Consider the following 21611-nt stretch of genomic DNA (forward strand, 5'->3'; position numbering starts at 1 on the left):
ATGCTTACTAAGAATATTGATTTGGAAAACAAGAGAGTACTTGTAACGGGAGCCGCAGGCTTCATCGGCTCAGGACTTACAACCCAGCTTCTTACAAGATACAAGAACATCACAATCCTTGGTATCGACAACATGAATGACTACTATGATGTAGGCATCAAGGAGGACAGATTAAAGAGGATAGATCAGGTGTCTGAGGGACGTTTTTCCCTTATAAGAGACAGCATCGCTAACAGAGACACCGTTGATAAGATCTTCAGAGACTTTAGACCCGACGTTGTTGTCAATCTGGCTGCTCAGGCCGGGGTTCGTTATTCAATCGAGAATCCGGACGCTTATATCGAGTCCAACATGCTGGGCTTTTACAATATTTTGGAGGCCTGCAGACATTCCTACGACGAGGAGAACAGGAAAGACGGCTATAACGGAGTTCTTCACCTTGTATATGCCTCCAGCTCCAGTGTATACGGCAGCAACAAAAAGATTCCTTACAGCGTAGAGGACAAGGTAGATAATCCTGTTTCCTTATATGCTGCCACCAAGAAGTCCAACGAGCTTTTTGCCCATGCATATTCCAAGCTCTATGGCATTCCTTCCACAGGACTTCGTTTCTTTACGGTATACGGACCTGCAGGAAGACCGGATATGGCATATTTTGGTTTCACCAACAAGCTTGTTAAGGGCGAGACCATCAGAATATTTAACTTTGGCAATTGCAAAAGAGATTTTACCTACGTCGATGACATCGTTGAAGGCGTTATCAATGTAATGCAGAAGTCTCCCGATGAGAACGAGAACGGCGTTAAATACAATGTCTACAACATCGGTAACAACGATCCCGTCAATCTCCTTGACTTCGTGGATATCCTTCAGCAGGAGCTTATAGCTGCAGGAGTACTTCCACAGGACTATGACTTTGAGGCTCACAAGGAACTGGTTCCCATGCAGCCCGGAGATGTTGAGATAACCTACGCTGATGTGACAGCACTTCAGCAGGACTTCGGCTTTAAGCCCGCCACCGATCTTAGAAGCGGACTTAAGCGCTTTGCAGCATGGTACAAGGAGTATTATGGTTAAGCTTAAGGTAAAGCATTTAAGCACGGCCCTTACGGTGCTGTATATACTTGGCATAATACCCATGGTTATTCTGGGGTTCTACAATTTCCCCTCTGCCGATGACTTTTCCATGGCTCTTGAGACCCACCAGAAGTTCGCATCCACGGGGAATGTGTTTGCTGCCCTTGCCCACGGCCTGTATATGGGCTATTGGTACTACATGAACTGGACGGGCTATTTTTTCTCAGCGGCTCTGACAGCTCTGTGCCCGGCAGTATTCACTGAAGGGCTATACAGCCTGACCACGGTGATAATGCTGGCAAGCCTTACCTTCGGAGCATTATTTTTCTTCGATGCTGCTTTGGCCCGAAAGCTTGGTTTACCCCGGGAGTATTCCAAAATCGTTGCGTTTTTGACACTCCTTCCCATGATAGAGAGCATGCCGGCGGGTGGCCCTCGTAACGAGGCCTTCTACTGGTACAGCGGAAGCATTAACTACTGCTTCATGTTCGGCCTTGGACTTATCTATGCCGGAATGATCTTAAGGCTCTCAGAGCGACGACCTGAGCAAAAAAATACCGCTCTTCTTATTGGAACTTCAGTCTTCGGACTACTGCTTGGCGGAGCCAATTACATGACTGCTCTGTCTCTGGCTGTTGTATCAGCTTCATTTGCGGTAATGGATATACTGGTCCGCAGAAAAAGTGATAAGAAGACAAAGAGCTATTTATGGATTCCCGCGATATTTAACCTCCTGGGTCTTATTACTTCAATGATCGCACCGGGAAACAGCGTGCGCGGGGAGATGCTTAATTCCATGAACCCGGTGGTCGCTGTTATCAGATCTATCTACCATGTATTTGATCTGTGCATTAACGGACAGCTTAAGTGGGAAGTAATAGTGATGCTTGCAGCCACTTCGGTTGTATGCTTTACAGCTTCCGGGCAGGTACAGCACCGCTTTGAACATCCGATACTGTTTTCGGTATTCTGCTTTCTTATGGTTGCGGTTAATATCGTGCCACCTCTTTATGCCACAGGAAGCTTCGAGGCAGGAAGAATGGTTTCGATAATATGGATGCAGTTTGTTCTTATGATGGTTCTTATAGCCATGTATGTCAGCATCTGGCTGGGGCAGCGCCTTAGAGCCAAGGACTGCGCCAAGGCAATCAGCGGAGTGCTTCCTCTTGCGGCGCTTCTTGTGACTGGTCTTGTCCTCTCAGTCTATGTGGACAGGGATTACATCACTTCAACCTCTGCCATATCGGAGCTGATGAGCGGCGAGGCATCAGTTTATGCTTCTGAGAACAGACAGCGTCTTGAGATACTTAAGGACAGCACCGCTTTGGATGCAGAATTACCTGCACACAGCGTCAAGCCTTCTTTATTGTACTTCTCGGATATTACTGAGGATACGCAGGACTGGGTAAACAAGGCGGTGGCGGAATATTATGATAAAAACAGCGTTAAGCTTGTGAAATAGAATTGGAGTTATTATGGCGAATTTTGACAACTGTAAATACAGGGTTATAGAGTTCAAGGAACTTGGCGATGAGAGAGGGAACCTTGTGGTTGCCGAAGGGTCAGGCTTCGACATCCCCTTTGACATTCGAAGAGTGTTCTACATCTATGGCTCAGACCCTGATATCAGAAGAGGCAATCATGCCAACAGATATACCAAATTTGTACTTATCAATGTAAGCGGCAGCAGCAAGGTTCTTGTTGATGACGGCGAGAAAAAAGAGATTGTGGTTCTCGACAAGCCCAGAATGGGCCTCTATCTTGGTCCCATGGTCTGGAAGGAAATGTATGACTTTTCCCCGGACTCCGTTCTGTTATGTCTTGCCAGCGAGCACTACATTGAGAGCGAATATATTCGTGACTATGACGCCTTTGTTAAGGAGATAAAAGATAATGAGTAAGATTTCAATCGTAGTTCCCGTGTACTACAATGCCGACACGCTGGAACTTCTGTACGCTGATATGAAGGAGAAGATCCTTGGCAAAATAGGTGACTATGAGCTTGTATTTGTTGACGACGGCTCAGGCGATAATTCCTGGGAGATCATTCAGAAGATAGCTGCAATGGACCCAAACGTTGTCTGCACCAAGCTCTCAAGAAACTTTGGAGAACATGCCGCACTTCTTGCGGGACTCTCAGTATGTACCGGTGACTGCGCCGTTACCAAGCAGGCGGATCTTCAGGAGGATTCCAATCTTATCCTTGATATGTATGAGAGCTGGAAGAGAGGCAACAAGGTGGTTCTTGCCATCAGAGAGTCAAGAGATGAGAACCCCATCAAGAAGTTTTTTGCAGGCTGTTATTACTGGCTTGTGAGAAAGACCATCAACAAGGATATGCCCCAGGGCGGCTGCGACTGCTATCTGGTGGACAGACAGGTCATCAAGGTCCTTCAGATGATGGATGAGAAGAATTCCTCACTGACACTTCAGGTTATGTGGGTAGGCTTTAAGACAGAGAAGATCTACTTCCACAGAAAAGATCGTGAAGTCGGCAAGTCCAGATGGACCCTTGCCAAGAAGGTCAAGCTGGTGGTGGATTCCATGATGAGTTTCACCTATTTCCCCATCAGATTCATGGCAACCATGGGCTTTGTTTTCGCTCTTTTAGCACTTGTCGGAATCATTATGGTCATCAGGGAAAAGCTGGTTCTTGGAACACCGATCCTTGGTTACGCCTCAATCATGAGCGTTGTTTTGTTTGGATTCGGAGTTATTTTCATCATGCTCTCGATACTGGGAGAGTATATCTGGCGAGCCCTTGAGGAAGCCAGAAACAGGCCGCCTTTTATCATCGATGAGGTCAGAAGACCTGACGGGGACGCCAAAAAGGACTGAGCCACATAGGAGAATATTATGGAAAAAATTATGCAGGGCCGCATGGACAGAGGTTTTGAGAGATATCAGAAGGAATATGAGGACAAGGCCTTAGAGGTATTAAGAAGCGGCTGGTATATCATGGGCAAAGAACTGGAGAGCTTCGAAGAGGAGTATGCCCGTTATGTTGGCACCAAGTACGCAGTAGGCGTAGCCAACGGACTTGACGCCCTGTGGCTTGCTTTCAAGGTACTTGGAATAGGTGAAGGCGATGAAGTTATTGTTCAGGGCAATACCTATATAGCCAGCGTTATGGGAATCACAATTAACGGTGCAACTCCTGTAATCGTAGAGCCTGACAAATATTATCAGATCGACGCTGACAAGATCGAAGAGAAGATCACTGACAAGACCAAGGCAATCCTTGTGGTACATCTCTACGGACAGGCTGCCAACATGACCAAGATCTGTGATATCTGCAAGAGACACAACCTGCGCCTTGTGGAAGACTGCGCCCAGTCCCACGGAGCATATCACGGGGATAAGATGACGGGAAGCTTTGGAGATATCGGATGTTTTTCCTTCTATCCTTCCAAGAATATGGGAGCCTTCGGCGATGCCGGAGCCATCACAACAGATGATCCGGAGCTTGCAAGGCTCATGAAGATATACAGAAACTACGGCAGTGAGAAGCGCTATTACAATATGGTAGTAGGCGCCAACTCAAGGCTTGATGAACTTCAGGCAGGACTTCTTCGTGTTAAGCTCACCCACATGGATGAGATCACAAGGGAGAGGGAGGAGCTTGCAGCCCGCTATGATCAGGGGATAGACAATCCCCTTGTGATTAAGCCCGAAGTTGCCGAAGGTTCAACCTGCGTATGGCATCAGTACGTTCTTCGCGTGCCGGGTAGACGTGATGAATTCAAGCAGTATCTTGAGGACAACGGAGTCGGAACAATTATCCATTATCCTATTCCGCCTCATCTTGCACAGGCCTACGAGTATCTTGGAATCAGCAAGGGGAGCCTGCCCATCACCGAGCGGTATGCAAGTGAAGTAATCTCCCTTCCTATCTACACAGGAATGTACAAAGAGGAACAGGAGAGAGTAATAGAGGTTATTAACAGTTTCAGATAATTTGAGGTTGGGATGAAAAAAGAATTGGCCATAGACAGATTTATGCGAAACCTAATAGAGAAGAGGCTTTTTGAGATATGTCTGGGACTTGCGCTTGTTGCTGCGCTTCTCACAAGAGTATTCCTTGCGCATGACACCTTCCTGTCCCCGGATTATGAGACCTATTACAAGGCCTGGGTTGAATTTTACAGACAAAACGGCGGACTTAAGGGCCTGGAATTTGCTCCGGGCGACTACTATGTCCCCTTTAACGTGATATATGCCCTTTGCTCGTATCTTCCCTGGGAACCCTGGGTTTTACTCAGCATTATCCCATGTGTCTGCGAGCTGGTTTCAGCATTTTTTATTTATAAGATACTGAATTTCCTAACCGGCAAAAAAACGTTGTCAGCCTTTGCTGCAACAGCTACCCTGTTCCTTCCTTTCGTTGTTTTCAACGGAGCACTCTGGAAACAGGTGGATGCGGTATATACCTGCTTTCTTATGATATCTTTGTATGAGGTTCTTAAGGACAGGTACCAAGGAGCACTGATATTTTATGGCATTGCCTTTGCCTTCAAGCTTCAGGCTATCATTTTTTTGCCGGCGCTTCTTATCCTGTATATCAACGGCGGGATTAAGAAAAAGGGCTTCAGCATTCTGGAGTTTTTGTGGATCCCTGTGGTGTACCTGATCGCGGGACTTCCCGAGGTAATTGCCGGGCACGGACTTCGTGCCACATATTTTGCATATCTGGCTCAGACACAAGAGCTTCAGAGCGAGGGGTATGGAATGGTTTCCTACTTCCCCAACCTCTATAATTTCGGATTCGACAATTACGATGAGCTTCTGTCTAAGGGAGCTATCCTGTTACTGTTTACGGTGCTGGTGTTCATAGCATTTTTCTGCTACAGGCACAGGGACCGCTTTGACGAGGCAATGGTCATCAATATGGCGGTATGGACTGCATACACCTGCGTAATGCTGCTTCCGGGAATGCATGAGAGATACGATTATGCGATGCTTCTTTTGCTGACACCCTTTGCAATCACCTGCAACAGGAAGATAGTGATACCCATGATCATGGCTAACATCTGTTCCCTTGCAACCTACGGCACAGTGCTGTTCCATGCGGAGCTGTTCCCGATGCATTACATTGCCCTTGTTTATACTGCGGCATATGTCTGGGTTACAATAGATTTTGTGAGAAAGCTTACCAAAGGAGAGGCCGCAATTGAAGCTTAAGAACGGTTTCAACTTAATAATTGTATTTTGCCTCTCTGTAGCAGCTCTGATAGTTTTGGCGGTCAGCTTTTTTACCACGATCTACTATGACATGAATATAGATGTGGACTTCCCGCAGTATGGGAAGGAGAATATACCGGTTCTTCTGATATTAACGGCGGTTTCGCTCTTTGTATTGTACAAGCTATATAGGCGCGGCAAGGCCTTTCTGACAGGGAAGTATGCACTGATATTTGCCCTGGGATTTTGCTTTTGCTACTGCATGATGCTTATTCTTGCAATCAAGCCAAGGGCTGTCAACGACTCCATGTCCCTTAACAGAGTTATCAATGAATTCATGGACGGAGATTACAGCTCCCTTACAACGCCGGGAGAGTACCTGTTTTACTGGCCCTATCAGCTGGGTTATGTGGCCTTTGGACAGATAGTGTGCACGATCTTTGGCAGGGATAATTTTTTTGCCTGGGATATTATCCAGCTGATATCCGTTATGACCACCATGTACCTGCTTCACAGGATTACCCGTGAGATCTTCGACGACGAGGTGGTATGCGGACTTATGGATATGCTGTCCGCCGGGTGTCTGTTTTTCTACAACTATGTTACGTACATATATGGAGACATCCTCAGTATGGGGCCTCAGACCCTTGCACTGTACATGACACTTTTGTATATCAAGAGGGAGAAAAAGAGATATATCCTTGGAGCTGCAGTTTCCATAGCTCTTGCGGTCATGCTGAAAAATAATGCTCAGATCGCACTTATCGCCATGTCGATGCTGATCATCGGAAGTACCGTTAAGGGAGGCTCCGATTTATCCGGAAGGGAAATAGTAAAGAGATTGGTCGAGAGACTTCTAATGGTCCTGATCCTTGTCCTTGCGGTAAAAGCACAGGGCTACGCAGTTGAGAGCTATTACAAAAAAGCTGCGAATCTCACGGCTCTTCCACAGGGCTGCCCCATGGAATCCTACATTGCAATGGGACTTCAGGAGAGCGAGCTTGAGGACGGATGGTACAATGGTTATCACTACACCATCTACGGTGAGTTCAATGATTACAACAAAGATGCTGCAAGGGATCTGGCAATCGCCAGTATAAAAGAGTCCCTTGGAAGTTTCGTTACAAGACCTCTTCACGGCGGCAGATTTTTACTTCGCAAATTCACCACCCAGTGGGCAGATCCGGTGTGCGTTTCGACCCATAATCTGGACCTTGTCAGCCGACATGTTGAGAATCCGACCAAAATGATGTATTATCTTGTTTTTGGAGAGGGAAGTAAGATTCTTATCTGGGTGATGAATGTTTTTATGACAATTTGTTACCTGTGCGTGCTTATCTGCCTTAAGGAAATGCTGAGGAACAAGACAGTATCCCCGGAGGCTATGTTGTTTCTTATTCTTATCTTCGGAGGAATGGTATTTCATGAATTCTGGGAGGGATCTTCCAGATATGCAATGAGATATTATATATATTGGCTACCCTTTGCGGCAGCCGGACTTAAGACTCTGTTTGACAGGATCTGTGTCAAGATCCACGGAGCCTGACGGTAAGTTAACTAATTTTTTTAGATTATAGGAGAGTATTAGAAATGCCAATAAGAGTTAACAGTTTCATGGGAAAATTCGGATGGTTTGCAAGGAAGCATTTTCCTATGCTTGCCAGCAACGCTTATCTTAAGCTTCAGTTCACCACAAGAAGCAAGTCTCAGAAGGCTTATTGTGATTACTTCCTGAATGCCAAGGAAGTTCCCATGCCAAATGTAGTAAATATCGAGACCATCAACAGATGTAATTCAACCTGCGCCTTCTGCACAGCAAATGTTCATGCTGAGTGCAGACCTCTTCGCAAGATTGACGACGATCTTTACAGAAGTATCATCGATCAGCTGGCGGACTGGGGCTATAAGGGACATCTTACTCTTTACGGAAATAATGAACCTCTTCTTGATACCGAGATTGTGGAGAGACACAAATACGCAAGGGAGAAGCTTCCTGACAGCTTTATTTTCATGTCAACCAACGGACTTATCCTTACAATTGACAAGTTAAAAGAGGTTGCACCTTACATCAACCAGCTTATCATCAACAACTATTCCATGGAGATGAAGCTCCATGATAATATTAAGGAAATCTATGATTATGTAAAGGCTCATCCCCAGGAGTTCAAGGATCTTGATATCCAGATCCAGATGAGATACCTCCAGGAGGTTCTTACAAACAGAGCCGGCAGTGCACCTAACAAGAAGGCCACCGAGAAGGTTGTCAAGGAGACCTGTCTTCTTCCCTTCACGGATATGTGGATCATGCCCAACGGAAAGATGGGACTTTGCTGCTGTGATAACTTCGAGACCACAGATTTCGGTGATCTTACCAAGGTCAGCCTCAAGGAAGCCTGGGGAAGCGAGCAGTTCCAGCAGGTTAGAAGAAAGATCGCAGAGGGAAGACAGAACTATCCTTTCTGTAAGCACTGTGACTTTATCGATGCGGGCTTCCGTATGCAGCTTGTAAATGCCATCCTTAGCGGTGACCAGGAAGCTGCCAACAAGCTTGGCGGCCATGAGCGTATGAAGATCGGCAAGAAGAATAACGAGGACGACAATATTAAGTAATGAAGCGCTATATGAAGCATTTCGGAACTGCATTTGCCTGTGTGTTTATATTAGCTGTTATCATCTTTTATGCATGTATAGGTGAGAACAGCTATATTGCCGTGCAGGATAATATGGATCTGTTCATAGCTCAGTTTGCCATGCTAAGAAACTCCGGCACGTTTTTTGGACTGGGGTCTGCAGCGCCCTTCCTCGGAGGTGTCTCGAGGGATGTGCTTCCCAGCGAATTGTCGCTGTACACTCTTTTGTACATGTTTCTGCCAAGCTTTGCAGCGTACGTAACCGGCTATGTTCTTAAGGTGGTAATTGCCATCGTATCCTGCAGGCTCCTGTTTCTTGATATGGTACAGGAAAAGAATGAACACACTGAGAACCTGGCAACTCTGACAGGACTATTATACGGCGTCCTTAATCTTTTCCCTGCTTTTGGAATTCCCTTTTCGGCAATTCCGCTGATAGTGTACCTTCTTAGAAAGGTATATGCAGAAAAAAGCCTGAAATGGTACGCTTTGATCTTTCTGTATCCGTTTATTTCCTATTTTTCCTATATAGGATTTTTCATAATCGGCTATCTCTTTGTGGCAGTGATCATTTTCTGGATCAAGGACAGGAAGTTCCCCTTGAGCCTTTTTATCTCAATGATATTACTGTCTCTCGGAAGCGTAGTGTTCGAGTACAGACTGTTTTACATGATGCTCTTTTCCGACACCGCAACCATCAGAGATACAATGGTTCAGACCTATTTCGGAACAGGGGACATGCTCAGGGAGATGTGGGACGTATTCTTAAACGGAATGATGCACATCGAGGATGTTCATAAATATGTGATCCTTCCTGTGTGCGGCATCTACTTCCTGATCCTGAATGGTTCTTATATAGTCAAAAAGAATGTAAAGGGCATGTTTACCGATATCTTCAACTTATGCGCATTGCTCCTTGTTCTGGACTGCGTCGTTTACGGACTGTATTATTCGGAGTTTGTCAACAATCTTATCAAGACCGTTGTGCCGCCTCTTACGGGATTTCAGTATAACCGTACTGTTTTCTTCAATCCCTTTATCTGGTGCGCAATGCTGTTTATTATTGTGTACAGGCTGTCCGGTATGGGCAAAAAGGCTGCAACCGCCTTGGGTTACATCCTTGTGATGGCAGCAGGAGCGGCAGTTCTTCTGTCCCCTACAAGATATAACGATCTGTACAACACTGCCTTTTACACAGTAAGACAGAATGTCTTCGGCAACGTGAATGATGACCTTAATTACAGGGAATTCTATTCTGAGGATTTGTTCAAAGAGATCAAAAAAGACATCGGCTACGAGGATGGTGACTGGGCTGTCGCCTATGGAATGCATCCCGCAGTCCTTGAGTATAACGGTATATCAACCCTTGATGGTTATCTGGGCTTCTATCCCCAGAGCTACAAGGAGGATTTTCGCAAGATCATAGCTCCTGCTCTTGAGCGTAAGGAGAACACCCGCATCTACTTCGATGAGTGGGGCGCCAGGTGTTATCTCTACTCGGGAACGGATGATACCATTGTCATGGCAACCAAGAGCATGACGGGAGTTACCGACAGGGATATTTATATCGATACAGACGCACTTAAGGATCTTGGCTGCAAATATCTGTTTTCAAGGATCGAATTAAGTAACGCTGCTGATGTGGGACTGTCACTCATCGGTGAATATTCCGGCTATGGTTCACCCTATACCATTTATGTGTATACGTCGGATTGACATGATAGTACAATAATTATTAAAGACTTAAGTCTATGAAATTAAGTAAAAGAGGTTAATTATGGATAAAATAGCGGTTTTGATTCCCTGCTACAACGAAGAAAAGACAATTGCCAAGGTTATAAGAGATGCCAAGAAGGCACTCCCCGAGGCTGCCATATATGTCTATAACAACAATTCCAAGGACAGAACTGCCGAGATAGCCGCTGAGGAAGGTGCTATTGTTCGCAACGAGTATATGCAGGGCAAGGGAAATGTTATCAGGCGCATGTTCAGGGAAATCGACGCCCTTGTCTATGTAATGGTGGACGGAGATGACACTTATCCCATGGAGTCAGCTCCTGAGATGGTGGACAAGGTTCTTAACCACAACGCCGATATGGTGGTTGGCGACAGACTCTCATCAACCTATTATCAGGAGAACAAAAGACCCTTCCACAATTTTGGAAATGACCTTGTAAGAGCCAGCATCAACGGCCTTTTTAAGTGCAATATAAGAGACGTAATGACGGGCTTTAGAGCTTTTTCCTACGAGTTTGTTAAGACCTTTCCCGTTCTTTCCAAGGGCTTTGAGATTGAGACGGAGATGACTATCCATGCTGTCTACAACAACATGCAGATAGACAACGTGATCATCGAATACAGAGACCGCCCCGAAGGGTCAGTCAGCAAGCTTAACACCTATGCCGACGGTTTCAAGGTACTCAGAACTATTTTGAGACTGTACAGAAGCTACAAGCCTTTTGGCTTTTTCTTTGGAATTGCAGTGGTACTGGCAGCTCTCTCAATCGGATTCTTTATTCCGATCCTGTTTGCTTACTGGGAGACACATATGGTGCCCAAGATCCCGACGCTTATCGTGTGCTGCTTCGTGATGATGGCTGCGGTCCAGAGCTTTTTTGCCGGAGTTATTCTCTCCACCATGGCTCTGAACAACAGGCGTGAGTTTGAGATGCAGCTCAATATGCTTCAAAGACACAAGGAAACCGACAGGGAAAAAGACGGAAAGACAGAAAATGAGTGATAAATCCGGAAAAAAGCTTGCATTAAATGCTTCAAGAGATTTTATATTCAGCGTCTGTGCGCTGCTTATCTATAACGGTGTTCTTCAGCTACTCATCTATCCCGGTCTAAATGACCGGATGGGTGCCGAGGCTTTTGGCACCGTTCTTTATTTGATTTCAATTGTATCGGTTATGGGAGCGGGCTTTGGAACCGCAGGGAGCTATTCAAGAATGGTGGCCAAAAAGGACAGGGCGCAGGCCAACGGTGATTACAACCTGTTCCTTGCGGTGATCGCTCTTATCAGTATTCCTGTGACTCTGGTTTCGCTGCTGGTTCTTAAGGAACTGAAGGCCGCTGTGTTTGTTCAGGTCCTGGTTCTCATGATCGTGACGGTGCTAAGGTACTATGCGGATGTGGAATACCGCATGAACATCAGATTTGCGGATTACTTCTTCTTTTTCCTGGCAACGTCTGCAGGCTACTGCCTGGGACTGTTCCTGTATCCCTACAGTAGCAGCTGGGTGCTGTGTCTGTTTCTGGGAGAGGCATTCGGAATTATCTATACGATCATCAGAGGTAAGATATTCAGACCGCCCTTTATGGAGCTGTCGCAGTATTACAAAGAGAACTTCAGGTCAGCCTTTATCATATCCGCCAGCAATCTGATCTCTGCGCTGATCCTTAATTCGGACAGGATATTCTTAAGAGTCCTGGTGGGAGCAAGAGAGGTAACGGTGTTCTATACCGCCAGCCTTATCGGCAAGATAGTTGCCATGCTTACTACGCCTCTTAATGGTATAATCATCAGCTATTTTACCAATTACAAGATCAGGATAACCAGGAAGATTTTTGCCGGAATAGGAGCGGGACTGGTGCTTGTATCTGCGGTTCTTGCTCTTATGTGCAGTGCGGTTTCGTATATTTTTGTGAAAATAATGTACCCCGATGTTTTTGATGAGGCCAGGGCATACTTTTTCCTGGCCAATCTGGGACAGATAATGTTTTTCCTGTCAGGGTCACTGATGGTTGTGGTTCTTAGTTTTACAAAAGAAAAACTGCAGCTTGTTATCAACATTGTATATGTGATAAGCTTCGCTGCAGTTGTTATTCCCGGGACTGTATTATTCGGTCTTGCGGGTATGGCCTACGGCCTTGTTATCGTTAATCTGATAAGACTTGTTGTTACGGTAATACTGGGCCTTAGGGCCTTATGATTTATTGCGGGGGTGCCAACAGGTATTCCCCGTTTTGCATTTTCTCATATTCATCGGGATAATACTCGTGCATCATATCTGCGGGGTATCTGTAGTATTCGTCCGGATTGAATTCTGCGATCTTGATGAAATCCGTCTCCATGTAGGCATAGGGCTCATTTCCTTCGAACCAGTTGGGAATGTGGGCAAGGAGCCTTGCAAATACCTGGCGCCCCTTGAGGCTTAAGTGCGTGCCGTCCATAAGATATTCCTCATAGGTATCAAGGTACAGATCACATTTGGAAATGAACATACAGTCAAAGTCTATTACACCTTCGATCTCAACAACGTTGCCGACCTTTCTTGCGTAATTGGCGAGGGTGTCGATTCCGTTGGAAACCACGTAGGAATCACCGATAAAGTTCCCGCTTCCGTCCTTGTAGATTCCGTAGAAAGGAGTCATGAGAACAATCTTGGCATTGGGACTGATCTTACGAAGTTCGTCGATTCCTGTGTTGAGGGCACCGAAGAAGGTTTTGACATAATCTACGTCAGTTCCGTTGACGTCCAGAGGCACTTTGTTGAAAAAGTCGTTGGCTCCGTATTCCACGAAGTAATAGTCGACCTTGGCGGGATCGATCTTCTCCATTACGCTAAGTACCTCGGGGTTTTTTGAGAGGACCTGTGTGCGGTCTGCTCTTCCCTCAAGGGCATATACGATACCCATGAAGCAGTTGGAGGTGAATTTCTCCGGAGTCAGCTCTGAAGTGGTGGCTTCAAGGGCTGCGGTTGTTCCGCCGATTCCCAGGTTATAGGCTACGGAATTGGGAACTCTTGCGCTTATCAAAGATGCAAGGTCTGTGCCGTCGCTCCTTCCGTTGGCCATCTGGCTGTCACCGATGAAGACCATCTCAACCTTGTCTTCGACCTTCTGCTCTTCCTCTTTATTTTCCTGCGAGCTACTTGCTGCTGAAGAGGCATCTCCGGCGGCTGCTTCCAGCTCCTCGATAATGGGCTCGATAAGGTCCTCTATGACAATGATGTTATCCTCGGAGGATTGCTCCGACGCTGAATCCGATGAAGCTTCCGATGAAGCCTCCGCAGAGGAATCCTCGGATACGTTTTCAGTTGCGGGTTTGGGATCGTCCTTGTGAAGGGAACATCCCGTCAGAGTTATTACCGATGCCATGAAGGCAGCAGTAAATATTTTTGTTATTTTTTTCATACTAGAATCTCCTCAAAAATGAACTACAACCTATATTGTAACAAATTTGAGATTAAATGAAACCTTTTGAGGGAGAAAAAGATATCATTTTAATTTGAAGAAATGGACTTACTGCGTTATACTACTTATGTTGTTTAATAGAGATACTATGTAAATCAGGGGAAAAATCAATGAAAAAAGCGCTAATTATCGGAGCAGGACCCGCAGGACTCACAGCTGCTTACGAACTTTTATCCAAATCCAAGGACTACGAAGTAGTTGTTTTTGAGGAGACTGAGCAGTTCGGCGGAATATCCAGAACCGTAAATTATAAGGGTAACAGAATGGACATGGGAGGACACAGATTCTTCTCCAAGGTTCCCGAGGTCAACGAATGGTGGGACAAGATGCTCCCTCAGCAGGGCTCACCCACATACGACGATATAGTACTGGGCAGACCTATGACCATGGCAGAGGGCGGTCCCGATCCGGAGAAGACAGACAGGGTTATGCTGAAGAGACACCGCGTATCCCGTATTCTCTTTGATTCCAAGTTCTATGATTATCCTATTTCACTTAAGGCAGAGACCTTCAAGAACTTTGGTTTCCTTACAACTCTTAAGGTTGGATTCTCATACATGGGCTCCGTATTCCACAAGAGACCCGAGGACAATCTTGAGAACCTTTATATCAATAATTTCGGTAAGAAGCTCTATCAGATGTTCTTCGAGTACTACACCGAGAACCTCTGGGGCAGACATCCAAGCGAGATCGACGCCTCCTGGGGCAAGCAGAGAACCAAGGGCCTTTCCATCTTCGGAATTATCAGAGACTATCTTGGAAGACTGTTTAAGGTTAAGAACCGTAAGGTTAACACTTCCCTTATCGAGGAATTCAAATATCCCAAGCTCGGTCCCGGTCAGCTCTGGGACGTAACCGCAGATGAGATCAGGAAGCTTGGCGGAACTATTATCATGAATGCCAAGGTTACAGGAATCCGCAAGGACGGCTACCACGTCAAGGGTATTACCTATACTCAGAACGGTCAGAGCATCGATATGGACGGCGATATTGTTATCAGCTCAATGCCTATCAAGGATCTGGTTGCAGGAATGAACGATGTTCCCGCAGACCCCGCAAGAATTGCAGCAGGACTTCCTTATCGTGATTACATGACTCTTGGTGTCCTTGTTCCCAAGCTCAATCTTGTGAACAAGACCAATATCAAGACCATCGGCAACATCGTTCCCGACAACTGGGTATATGTTCAGGACAGAACAGTTAAGATGGGACGTTTCCAGATCTACAACAACTGGTCACCTTATCTTGTCAAGGATCTCGAGCACACCGTATGGGTTGGACTTGAGTACTTCTGCTTTGAAGGCGATGACATGTGGAATATGACAGAGGATCAGTTCGCTAAGATGGCAATTGCAGAGATGGTATCCCTGGGACTTATCGACGATGCAGCTCAGGTTATGGATTATCACATGGAGAGAGTTAAGAAGGCATATCCTGCTTACTTTGACACCTATGATGAGATGGACAAGCTGGTTGCTTATCTTAATACCATCGACAATCTCTACTGCGTAGGACGTAACGGTCAGCACAGATACAACAACATCGACCATTCAATGTGCACATCCTTTGAGGTTGTTAAGAATATCCTTAGCGGCGCTACAGATCGCAGTAACATCTGGAATGTCAACACCGAGGAGGAGTATCACGAGACCAGTTCCGACAAGGAGACTGAGGACGACTCTGTAGAGATAGACTAATACACAAACATTAAATAATGCGGTGCGGTGTTTCATTGCACCGCACTTATTTCGTAGTAGCAATTTGTTTTTTGTAGTTTTATTTTAGAGGTTTTATTTATGAAAAAGATTAGTATTTTGATCCCATGTTTTAATGAAGTGGAGAACGTGGAAGGCATATCATCAGCCGTTGAGGAGGTTCTTAAGACAAAGCTGTCCTCCTATGACTATGAGATTGTTTTCATCGACAACGCCTCCACCGATGGCACAAGAGACAAGATAGAACAGATCTGCGCCGGCAACAGTAAGATCAAAGCAATCTTTAACGTCACCAATTTCGGCCAGTTCAATTCTCCTTTTTACGGAATGATCTCCCTTGACGGAGACTGCGTCATTCCTGTCTGCGCCGATTTCCAGGATCCCGTTGAACTCATCCCCGAATTTGTCAAAAAGTGGGAAGAGGGCCACAAAATAGTCAGCGGAGTCAAGTCCTCCAGTAAGGAGAACGGGTTTATTTATTTCCTTAGAACCCTTTATTACAAGATTATCAAGAATATGTCCAATGTCAGGATGATTGAGCATTTCACCGGCTTCGGGCTCTATGATAAGACCTTTATTGAGCTTCTTAGGAGCCTTCACGATCCCATTCCATTCATCAGAGGAATCGTTGCGGAGTACGGAGAGGGCTTCAACATGACCACCGTTGAGTACGAGCAGCCTAAGAGAAAGGCCGGCAAGACTCACAACAATTTCTATACTCTGTACGATGCAGCCATGTTGAGCATCACCTCTTATACAAAGGTAGGCCTTCGCCTCTGCACCATGGCGGGCTTTGTGATAGCTCTCATCGATATCATCGTGGCTTTGGTGTATCTGGTCCTTAAGCTGACCCACTGGTATAGTTTCCATGCGGGCTATGCGCCCATGATCATCGGAATGTTCATGATGGGAGCGATTCAGCTATTGTTCATAGGTCTTATGGGTGAGTACATTCTCAATATCAACACCCGTGTCATCGGAAGACCTCTTGTGGTAGAAGAAAAAAGGATTAATTTCTAAACTTTGGAGGAGCAATGCAGTTCATATCTTTTGGATTTTTGATATTCCTGCCCATAGTGGTTTTGATAAATCTCATAATCCCAAGAAAATGGCGATATGTATGGCTGTTTATTACAAGTGCCGCCTTTTACTTAAGTATTGATGTAAAGGGCTCGATAGTTCTTGTGCTGTCCATACTTACCACCTATTTTGCAGGACTTCTTTTGGACAAAGAGGGAGACAAAAAAGGCAGAGACAAACTTATCTTTGTACTTTGTCTTATTATCAACATCGGAATGATCCTGGTCCTTAAATACCTGGGCTTTTTCGAGAGAACTGTTTTTGGCATTATCGGGAAAGAAGCGCAGGACACTATAGCATCACGCATCATCGCACCGATTGGAATCTCCTTCTATGTGCTCAAGGCAATAAGCTATCTTATTGATGTCAAAAGAGGAGATCTTAAGGCCGAGAGAAACATAGTCAAATATGCGCTCTATGTATCCTTCTTCCCTCAGATTATATCGGGACCTATTGAGAGAGCAGGAGATCTCCTTCCTCAGTTTTCTTATCCGCTGTCCGTTGACTATGACAGATTAAGGGATGGCTCCATGCAGATGCTCTGGGGATATTTCCTCAAGCTGGTGGTGGCCGACAGACTTGGAATCTTCGTTAACTCCGTGTATTCGGGAAGCGGCACAAGCGGTCTTGTCACGCTTCTTGCCACGATATTCTATACCTTCGAGATCTACTGTGACTTTGGCGGGTATTCACATATTGCCATCGGAGCTGCCAGAATACTTGGCATAGATGTTATGAAGAACTTTGACAGCCCCTACCTGTCCATGTCAATCGCAGAGTTCTGGAGAAGATGGCATATATCTCTCTCAAGCTTTTTCAAGGATTATATCTATATCCCTCTTGGAGGAAACAGGAAGGGAACTGTCAGGAAATACATCAATATCATCATTGTATTTGCTGTGAGCGGTCTGTGGCACGGAGCGAATTACACCTTTATACTCTGGGGACTTCTCCATGCTGTGTATCAGATAATCGGGTTTGTTCTTAAGCCTGTAAGAGATGGAGCAGTTAAGCTCTTTAAGGTAAACCGAAGCTCTTTTTCACACGTGCTCTATAAGGTTATCGTTACCTTCCTGCTGGTTAATTTTGCATGGGTATTCTTCAGGGCTGACAGCGTTTCGCAGGCAGTGGGAATACTTAAGACCTGTATGCATCCCGCGCCCTGGGCACTCACAAGCGGCGAGTTATTTGCTCATGGCCTTAACGAAGCCAATATGCTGCTGGCGTTGATCGGCATCGGCATTCTTGTGATAGTCGACATCATGAATTACAAGGGAGTTGTGATCAGAGAGAAGATTATGGCTCAGGGAATATGGTTTAGATACCTTGTAGCCATCGCGGCGGTTTTGGTGATTCTGGTATGTGGTATCTGGGGTCCCGGCTACGATGCAGCCAGCTTTATTTACCAGCAGTTCTGATAAAAAATACGAAAACAGGTGCTTATGAAAACTAAGATTTTGAATTTCTGTAAAGCGGCAGTTTTTTTCCTACTCCTTGCAGTCTGCATTCTGGCAGCGATAGTGGTGGTGAGAAGAAAAGAGAGCAGCTACAAATACGCAGACTTTTTTGACAAAGCCAAAAACGATCAGATTGATGTGTTGTTTATGGGCTCCTCCCATGTGATCAACGCAGTTAATCCCGCAACTCTGTACAGGAACTACGGCATAACCTCCTACAATATGGGAGGCCATGGCTCCGTAATGCAGGCCACTTACTGGGAGCTCATTGAGGCGCTGGACTACTGCAAGCCCAAGTGGGTTGTGGTTGATGCCTATATGCTTGAGAAGGACTATCAGTATCTTGATGTGATGGAGGAGAATGCAGATCCCGGGGATATTAATACCTCTGTGGAGCAGCTCCATCTCAATATGGATGCATGGCCTCTTGGCAGGCTCAAGATTGCGGCGGTGAACGATCTTATCAAAGACCCGGACAAGAGAAATCAGTTTTTGTTCGATTTCATTGTATATCATGACAGATGGAGCGAACTTGACGAGAATGACTACAGAGCTCTTACTGGAAATGCTGACAGGAATCAGCTTTTTGGAGCTGAGATGAGATATGATGTTGAGAAGACTCCGGTTACTTACCCGGATCCTCAGGAGGGAGCTCTTTTATCGGGGCACACCGTGGGACAGGAGTATCTTCGCAAGATCATCGATGAGTGTCAGAGAGACGGCATAGGAGTTGTTGTTACCTATCTTCCCTTCTGCGCAGATACAGACGACAAGATCGCAGCAAACAGTGCAGGCGCTGTCGCAGGTGAATATGGCGTGCCATATATTAATATGCTTGATAAGGATATAATAGATATTAGGACGGATCTCAACGACACAGGACACCTTAATGCCTCAGGTGCCGAGAAGGTAAGCAGGTTCTTGGGACAGTGGCTTACAGACAACGCGGACCTTGCAGATCATAGAGGAGATGCTTCCTACAGTGACTGGCAGAACAAGGCAGATGCTTACTACGGTAGCATTTCAGATATGGCAGCATCGGAAGACGATCTGTACACGGAGCTTGAACTTCTATCTCTTAATGAGGTATCAGGAATTGTCTACTTCAATCAGGGAAGCGGAGCCTTCCACGATGATACTCTGAGGAAAATGGTGAGTAACATCGCAGGAACAGACACCATCTATCAGGCTAACGGCCCCTACATCCTTATAAACGATGTGGGAAGCGGCAAGACCTATGAGGCCTTTGATGACGGATTTTTGGGAGGCGTTCCCACGGCTATGGGTAACTTAATTTATCAGCCTGTAGAGGCAAGATTCAGGTTCCTCTATGCCGAAGAGAATGAGGAAATGAATTACCTGTATGACGATGAGCACGCTGACTTCGATATTCAGGTCATCACCTATGACCCGGTCAGCGGAGAGGTCCTGACCCACAGATTTTACAGGTCCTATGGAAACAGATACAGAACGGATTAAAGGAAAGGAAATATTATGAGCGAGAAGATTTGTATAGTTGGAATAGCCGGAGGAACAGCTTCAGGAAAGACCACAATAGTACGTAAGATAAAGGAGAGCTTTGGAGACGATATTGTTGTCATCAATCACGACTCCTATTACAAGGCCCATGACGACCTTTCCTATGAGGACAGATCAAGACTTAACTACGACCATCCCGCTTCTTTTGACACCGATCTTATGATCGAGGATATCAAGAAGCTCAAGAACAATCAGGAAATTGACATGCCTGTTTATGATTACACAATCCATAACAGGTCAGATGCCACTGTCCATGTTGTTCCCAAGAAGGTAATCATCGTTGAAGGTATTCTTATCCTTGAGAACAAGGAACTCAGGGACCTTATGGACATCAAGGTCTTCGTTGAGACCGATGCCGACGAGAGACTTATGAGAAGAATCAGACGTGACATGGTGGAGAGAGCAAGATCCATCGACTCAATTCTTATGCAGTACAGAGAGACTGTTAAGCCCATGCACGAGCAGTTCGTTGAGCCCAGCAAAAAATATGCCGACATCATTATTCCAAGAGGCGGTGAGAACACCACCGGAATCGGCATCCTTCAGGAGCATCTTAAGCTCGTAATGTCTAAATGAGAGGATAGTTACCAATGCTTTTAATTCTATGGCTTTTGATTGTTCCGATGCTAATCGGAATATTACTTAACGGCATACTTCCCATATTCAGACGCACCGTGGGCATTACCTTCATACTGGGATATCTTGCTTATTTCGGACTTTTTGAGATCATTGCCATCCCTTGTATGACGAGGATTACCTATGGAGCCTTCGGATACTGTTACAGATATTTTTTCGCTTCTTCAATTGTGCTGGCGGTTCTGGGACTTACAAGACTCATACTTGTGCTTGTAAAAAAAGGACCAAGCTTTTTATCGGTATTTCCAGGAGATACCCATGCGGGAGCCCATGAGCTGATGAGCCCAAGGTCTGATCCCAAGGGGCTTAAACTGGATTATTCAGTGGAGTCCAGGATCTATTGGGGTATCTTTTTTGTGCTTTTAGCGGTTCAGATGGTGCTGGCAGTTGTTATGTCCAGCTTTGACGGTGATGATGCCTATTATGTGGTTGAATCCCTGCTGGCTCAGCAGGCGGATGTTATGAACACAATTCACCCCTATACGGGTATTTCCACCAGCCTGGATATCAGACATGCCTTTGCGGTTATAACAATGTGGATTGCCTTTGTGGCAAAGGGCAGCGGAGTTCATTCGACCATAGTAGCTCACAGTATCATTCCGCTGGTTGTTATTCCTTTTGTGTACCTTGTTTATGTTGAGATAGGAAGAATCCTTTTCAGAAGAAGACAGGAAGTTATCCCTGTATTCATGCTGGTGGTATCCTTCCTTATGATGTTTGGAAATGTGTCAATTTATACCCCGGCCACCTTCTTTCTCATGAGAACCTGGCAGGGTAAGGCTATGGTGGCCAACCTGGTATTTCCCCTTATTCTCTGGATCTTTTTATGGCTCCTTGAGGATATCAGAGAAACCTCAGGAAACGGGAAGCTCACCTGGATGCAGAAGGTGGCGCCCTGGTTCATTCTTACTCTTGTAAATATGCTTTCCGGCATCTGCAGCTCCTTAGGAATAGTCTTCGGAGGAGGTCTGGTAGCTCTTTATACACTGGTACTGTTGTTTTTTAGAAAAAAATGGACATGTCTCTTGGGCGCTTTTGTCAGCGTGATACCAAGTATGATATACGTGCTTGTTTACATGTCTTTACGGGGGGCCTGA

At 45.7% G+C, this 21611-nt stretch carries 18 protein-coding genes; 17 read left to right on the plus strand and 1 reads right to left on the minus strand.

Annotated elements, in window-relative coordinates:
• The 11 genes from NXH67_RS08905 (at position 1) to NXH67_RS08955 (ending at position 12823) form a co-directional block, all read left to right on the plus strand.
• The gene (locus tag NXH67_RS08905; protein WP_022779802.1) at positions 1 to 1077 is read left to right on the plus strand and encodes a GDP-mannose 4,6-dehydratase; all 1077 of its coding nucleotides are present in this window, start codon (positions 1 to 3) and stop codon (positions 1075 to 1077) included.
• Entirely contained in the window at positions 1070 to 2539 is a 1470-nt protein-coding gene (locus NXH67_RS08910; protein WP_272797162.1) for a DUF6056 family protein, read from the plus strand. Before NXH67_RS08905 ends, NXH67_RS08910 begins: the two co-directional genes overlap by 8 nt.
• A 13-nt stretch (positions 2540 to 2552) precedes the next feature.
• On the plus strand, positions 2553 to 2978 hold the full coding sequence (locus NXH67_RS08915; RefSeq protein WP_022779800.1) for a sugar 3,4-ketoisomerase: 426 nt from the start codon (positions 2553 to 2555) through the stop codon (positions 2976 to 2978).
• Positions 2971 to 3915: a glycosyltransferase family 2 protein gene (locus NXH67_RS08920; RefSeq protein WP_272797163.1), complete on the plus strand. Its 945-nt coding sequence runs from the start codon at positions 2971 to 2973 to the stop codon at positions 3913 to 3915. The genes NXH67_RS08915 and NXH67_RS08920 overlap by 8 nt, the downstream gene beginning before the upstream one ends.
• A gap of 18 nt (positions 3916 to 3933) precedes the next feature.
• The gene (locus NXH67_RS08925) at positions 3934 to 5034 is read left to right on the plus strand and encodes a DegT/DnrJ/EryC1/StrS family aminotransferase (protein ID WP_272797164.1); all 1101 of its coding nucleotides are present in this window, start codon (positions 3934 to 3936) and stop codon (positions 5032 to 5034) included.
• A gap of 12 nt (positions 5035 to 5046) precedes the next feature.
• Positions 5047 to 6258, plus strand: coding sequence for a glycosyltransferase 87 family protein (locus NXH67_RS08930; protein ID WP_272797165.1), 1212 nt, complete (start codon positions 5047 to 5049; stop codon positions 6256 to 6258).
• Entirely contained in the window at positions 6248 to 7804 is a 1557-nt protein-coding gene (locus NXH67_RS08935) for a glycosyltransferase family 39 protein (RefSeq protein WP_272797166.1), read from the plus strand. The genes NXH67_RS08930 and NXH67_RS08935 overlap by 11 nt, the downstream gene beginning before the upstream one ends.
• Positions 7805 to 7848: 44 nt before the next feature.
• On the plus strand, positions 7849 to 8868 hold the full coding sequence (locus NXH67_RS08940) for a radical SAM/SPASM domain-containing protein (RefSeq protein WP_022779795.1): 1020 nt from the start codon (positions 7849 to 7851) through the stop codon (positions 8866 to 8868).
• Complete coding sequence (locus NXH67_RS08945; protein ID WP_272797167.1) at positions 8868 to 10604, plus strand: DUF6044 family protein; 1737 nt, start codon at positions 8868 to 8870, stop codon at positions 10602 to 10604. The genes NXH67_RS08940 and NXH67_RS08945 overlap by 1 nt, the downstream gene beginning before the upstream one ends.
• Positions 10605 to 10665: 61 nt before the next feature.
• Complete coding sequence (locus NXH67_RS08950) at positions 10666 to 11628, plus strand: glycosyltransferase family 2 protein (RefSeq protein ID WP_022779793.1); 963 nt, start codon at positions 10666 to 10668, stop codon at positions 11626 to 11628.
• Positions 11621 to 12823, plus strand: coding sequence for a lipopolysaccharide biosynthesis protein (locus tag NXH67_RS08955; RefSeq protein WP_272797168.1), 1203 nt, complete (start codon positions 11621 to 11623; stop codon positions 12821 to 12823). Before NXH67_RS08950 ends, NXH67_RS08955 begins: the two co-directional genes overlap by 8 nt.
• 1 nt (position 12824) lies before the next feature.
• Here NXH67_RS08955 and NXH67_RS08960 read toward each other — a convergent pair whose 3' ends face one another.
• Entirely contained in the window at positions 12825 to 14027 is a 1203-nt protein-coding gene (locus tag NXH67_RS08960) for an SGNH/GDSL hydrolase family protein (protein ID WP_272797169.1), read from the minus strand.
• Positions 14028 to 14197: 170 nt separating this feature from the next.
• Here NXH67_RS08960 and NXH67_RS08965 point away from each other — a divergent pair, with 170 nt between their 5' ends.
• From NXH67_RS08965 to NXH67_RS08990, 6 genes are all read left to right on the plus strand, one after another.
• Entirely contained in the window at positions 14198 to 15784 is a 1587-nt protein-coding gene (locus tag NXH67_RS08965; protein WP_022779691.1) for an NAD(P)/FAD-dependent oxidoreductase, read from the plus strand.
• A gap of 99 nt (positions 15785 to 15883) precedes the next feature.
• Positions 15884 to 16822, plus strand: coding sequence for a glycosyltransferase family 2 protein (locus tag NXH67_RS08970; RefSeq protein ID WP_272797170.1), 939 nt, complete (start codon positions 15884 to 15886; stop codon positions 16820 to 16822).
• A 14-nt stretch (positions 16823 to 16836) separates the two neighbouring features.
• Positions 16837 to 18300, plus strand: coding sequence for an MBOAT family O-acyltransferase (locus tag NXH67_RS08975; protein ID WP_022779689.1), 1464 nt, complete (start codon positions 16837 to 16839; stop codon positions 18298 to 18300).
• A 24-nt stretch (positions 18301 to 18324) separates the two neighbouring features.
• Positions 18325 to 19818 (plus strand): hypothetical protein, encoded by a 1494-nt coding sequence (locus tag NXH67_RS08980; RefSeq protein ID WP_272797171.1) that lies wholly within the window; start codon positions 18325 to 18327, stop codon positions 19816 to 19818.
• Positions 19819 to 19833: 15 nt separating this feature from the next.
• Entirely contained in the window at positions 19834 to 20454 is a 621-nt protein-coding gene (udk, locus tag NXH67_RS08985; RefSeq protein ID WP_272797172.1) for a uridine kinase, read from the plus strand.
• Positions 20455 to 20468: 14 nt separating this feature from the next.
• Positions 20469 to 21611: a DUF6077 domain-containing protein gene (locus NXH67_RS08990; RefSeq protein WP_272797173.1), complete on the plus strand. Its 1143-nt coding sequence runs from the start codon at positions 20469 to 20471 to the stop codon at positions 21609 to 21611.

The organism is Butyrivibrio sp. DSM 10294 (genome assembly GCF_028539135.1).
Taxonomy (GTDB): Bacteria; Bacillota; Clostridia; order Lachnospirales; family Lachnospiraceae; genus Butyrivibrio.

What these genes read in the sequence shown, in the direction of transcription:
- NXH67_RS08960 (WP_272797169.1), bottom strand. Translation starts at nt 14,027, where the DNA reads ATGAAAAAAATAACAAAAATATTTACTGCTGCCTTCATGGCATCGGTA.
- NXH67_RS08905 (WP_022779802.1), top strand. Translation starts at nt 1, where the DNA reads ATGCTTACTAAGAATATTGATTTGGAAAACAAGAGAGTACTTGTAACG.
- NXH67_RS08975 (WP_022779689.1), top strand. Translation starts at nt 16,837, where the DNA reads ATGCAGTTCATATCTTTTGGATTTTTGATATTCCTGCCCATAGTGGTT.
- NXH67_RS08980 (WP_272797171.1), top strand. Translation starts at nt 18,325, where the DNA reads ATGAAAACTAAGATTTTGAATTTCTGTAAAGCGGCAGTTTTTTTCCTA.
- NXH67_RS08945 (WP_272797167.1), top strand. Translation starts at nt 8,868, where the DNA reads ATGAAGCGCTATATGAAGCATTTCGGAACTGCATTTGCCTGTGTGTTT.
- udk (WP_272797172.1), top strand. Translation starts at nt 19,834, where the DNA reads ATGAGCGAGAAGATTTGTATAGTTGGAATAGCCGGAGGAACAGCTTCA.
- NXH67_RS08940 (WP_022779795.1), top strand. Translation starts at nt 7,849, where the DNA reads ATGCCAATAAGAGTTAACAGTTTCATGGGAAAATTCGGATGGTTTGCA.
- NXH67_RS08915 (WP_022779800.1), top strand. Translation starts at nt 2,553, where the DNA reads ATGGCGAATTTTGACAACTGTAAATACAGGGTTATAGAGTTCAAGGAA.
- NXH67_RS08930 (WP_272797165.1), top strand. Translation starts at nt 5,047, where the DNA reads ATGAAAAAAGAATTGGCCATAGACAGATTTATGCGAAACCTAATAGAG.
- NXH67_RS08925 (WP_272797164.1), top strand. Translation starts at nt 3,934, where the DNA reads ATGGAAAAAATTATGCAGGGCCGCATGGACAGAGGTTTTGAGAGATAT.
- NXH67_RS08970 (WP_272797170.1), top strand. Translation starts at nt 15,884, where the DNA reads ATGAAAAAGATTAGTATTTTGATCCCATGTTTTAATGAAGTGGAGAAC.
- NXH67_RS08965 (WP_022779691.1), top strand. Translation starts at nt 14,198, where the DNA reads ATGAAAAAAGCGCTAATTATCGGAGCAGGACCCGCAGGACTCACAGCT.
- NXH67_RS08990 (WP_272797173.1), top strand. Translation starts at nt 20,469, where the DNA reads ATGCTTTTAATTCTATGGCTTTTGATTGTTCCGATGCTAATCGGAATA.
- NXH67_RS08950 (WP_022779793.1), top strand. Translation starts at nt 10,666, where the DNA reads ATGGATAAAATAGCGGTTTTGATTCCCTGCTACAACGAAGAAAAGACA.
- NXH67_RS08910 (WP_272797162.1), top strand. Translation starts at nt 1,070, where the DNA reads ATGGTTAAGCTTAAGGTAAAGCATTTAAGCACGGCCCTTACGGTGCTG.
- NXH67_RS08955 (WP_272797168.1), top strand. Translation starts at nt 11,621, where the DNA reads ATGAGTGATAAATCCGGAAAAAAGCTTGCATTAAATGCTTCAAGAGAT.
- NXH67_RS08920 (WP_272797163.1), top strand. Translation starts at nt 2,971, where the DNA reads ATGAGTAAGATTTCAATCGTAGTTCCCGTGTACTACAATGCCGACACG.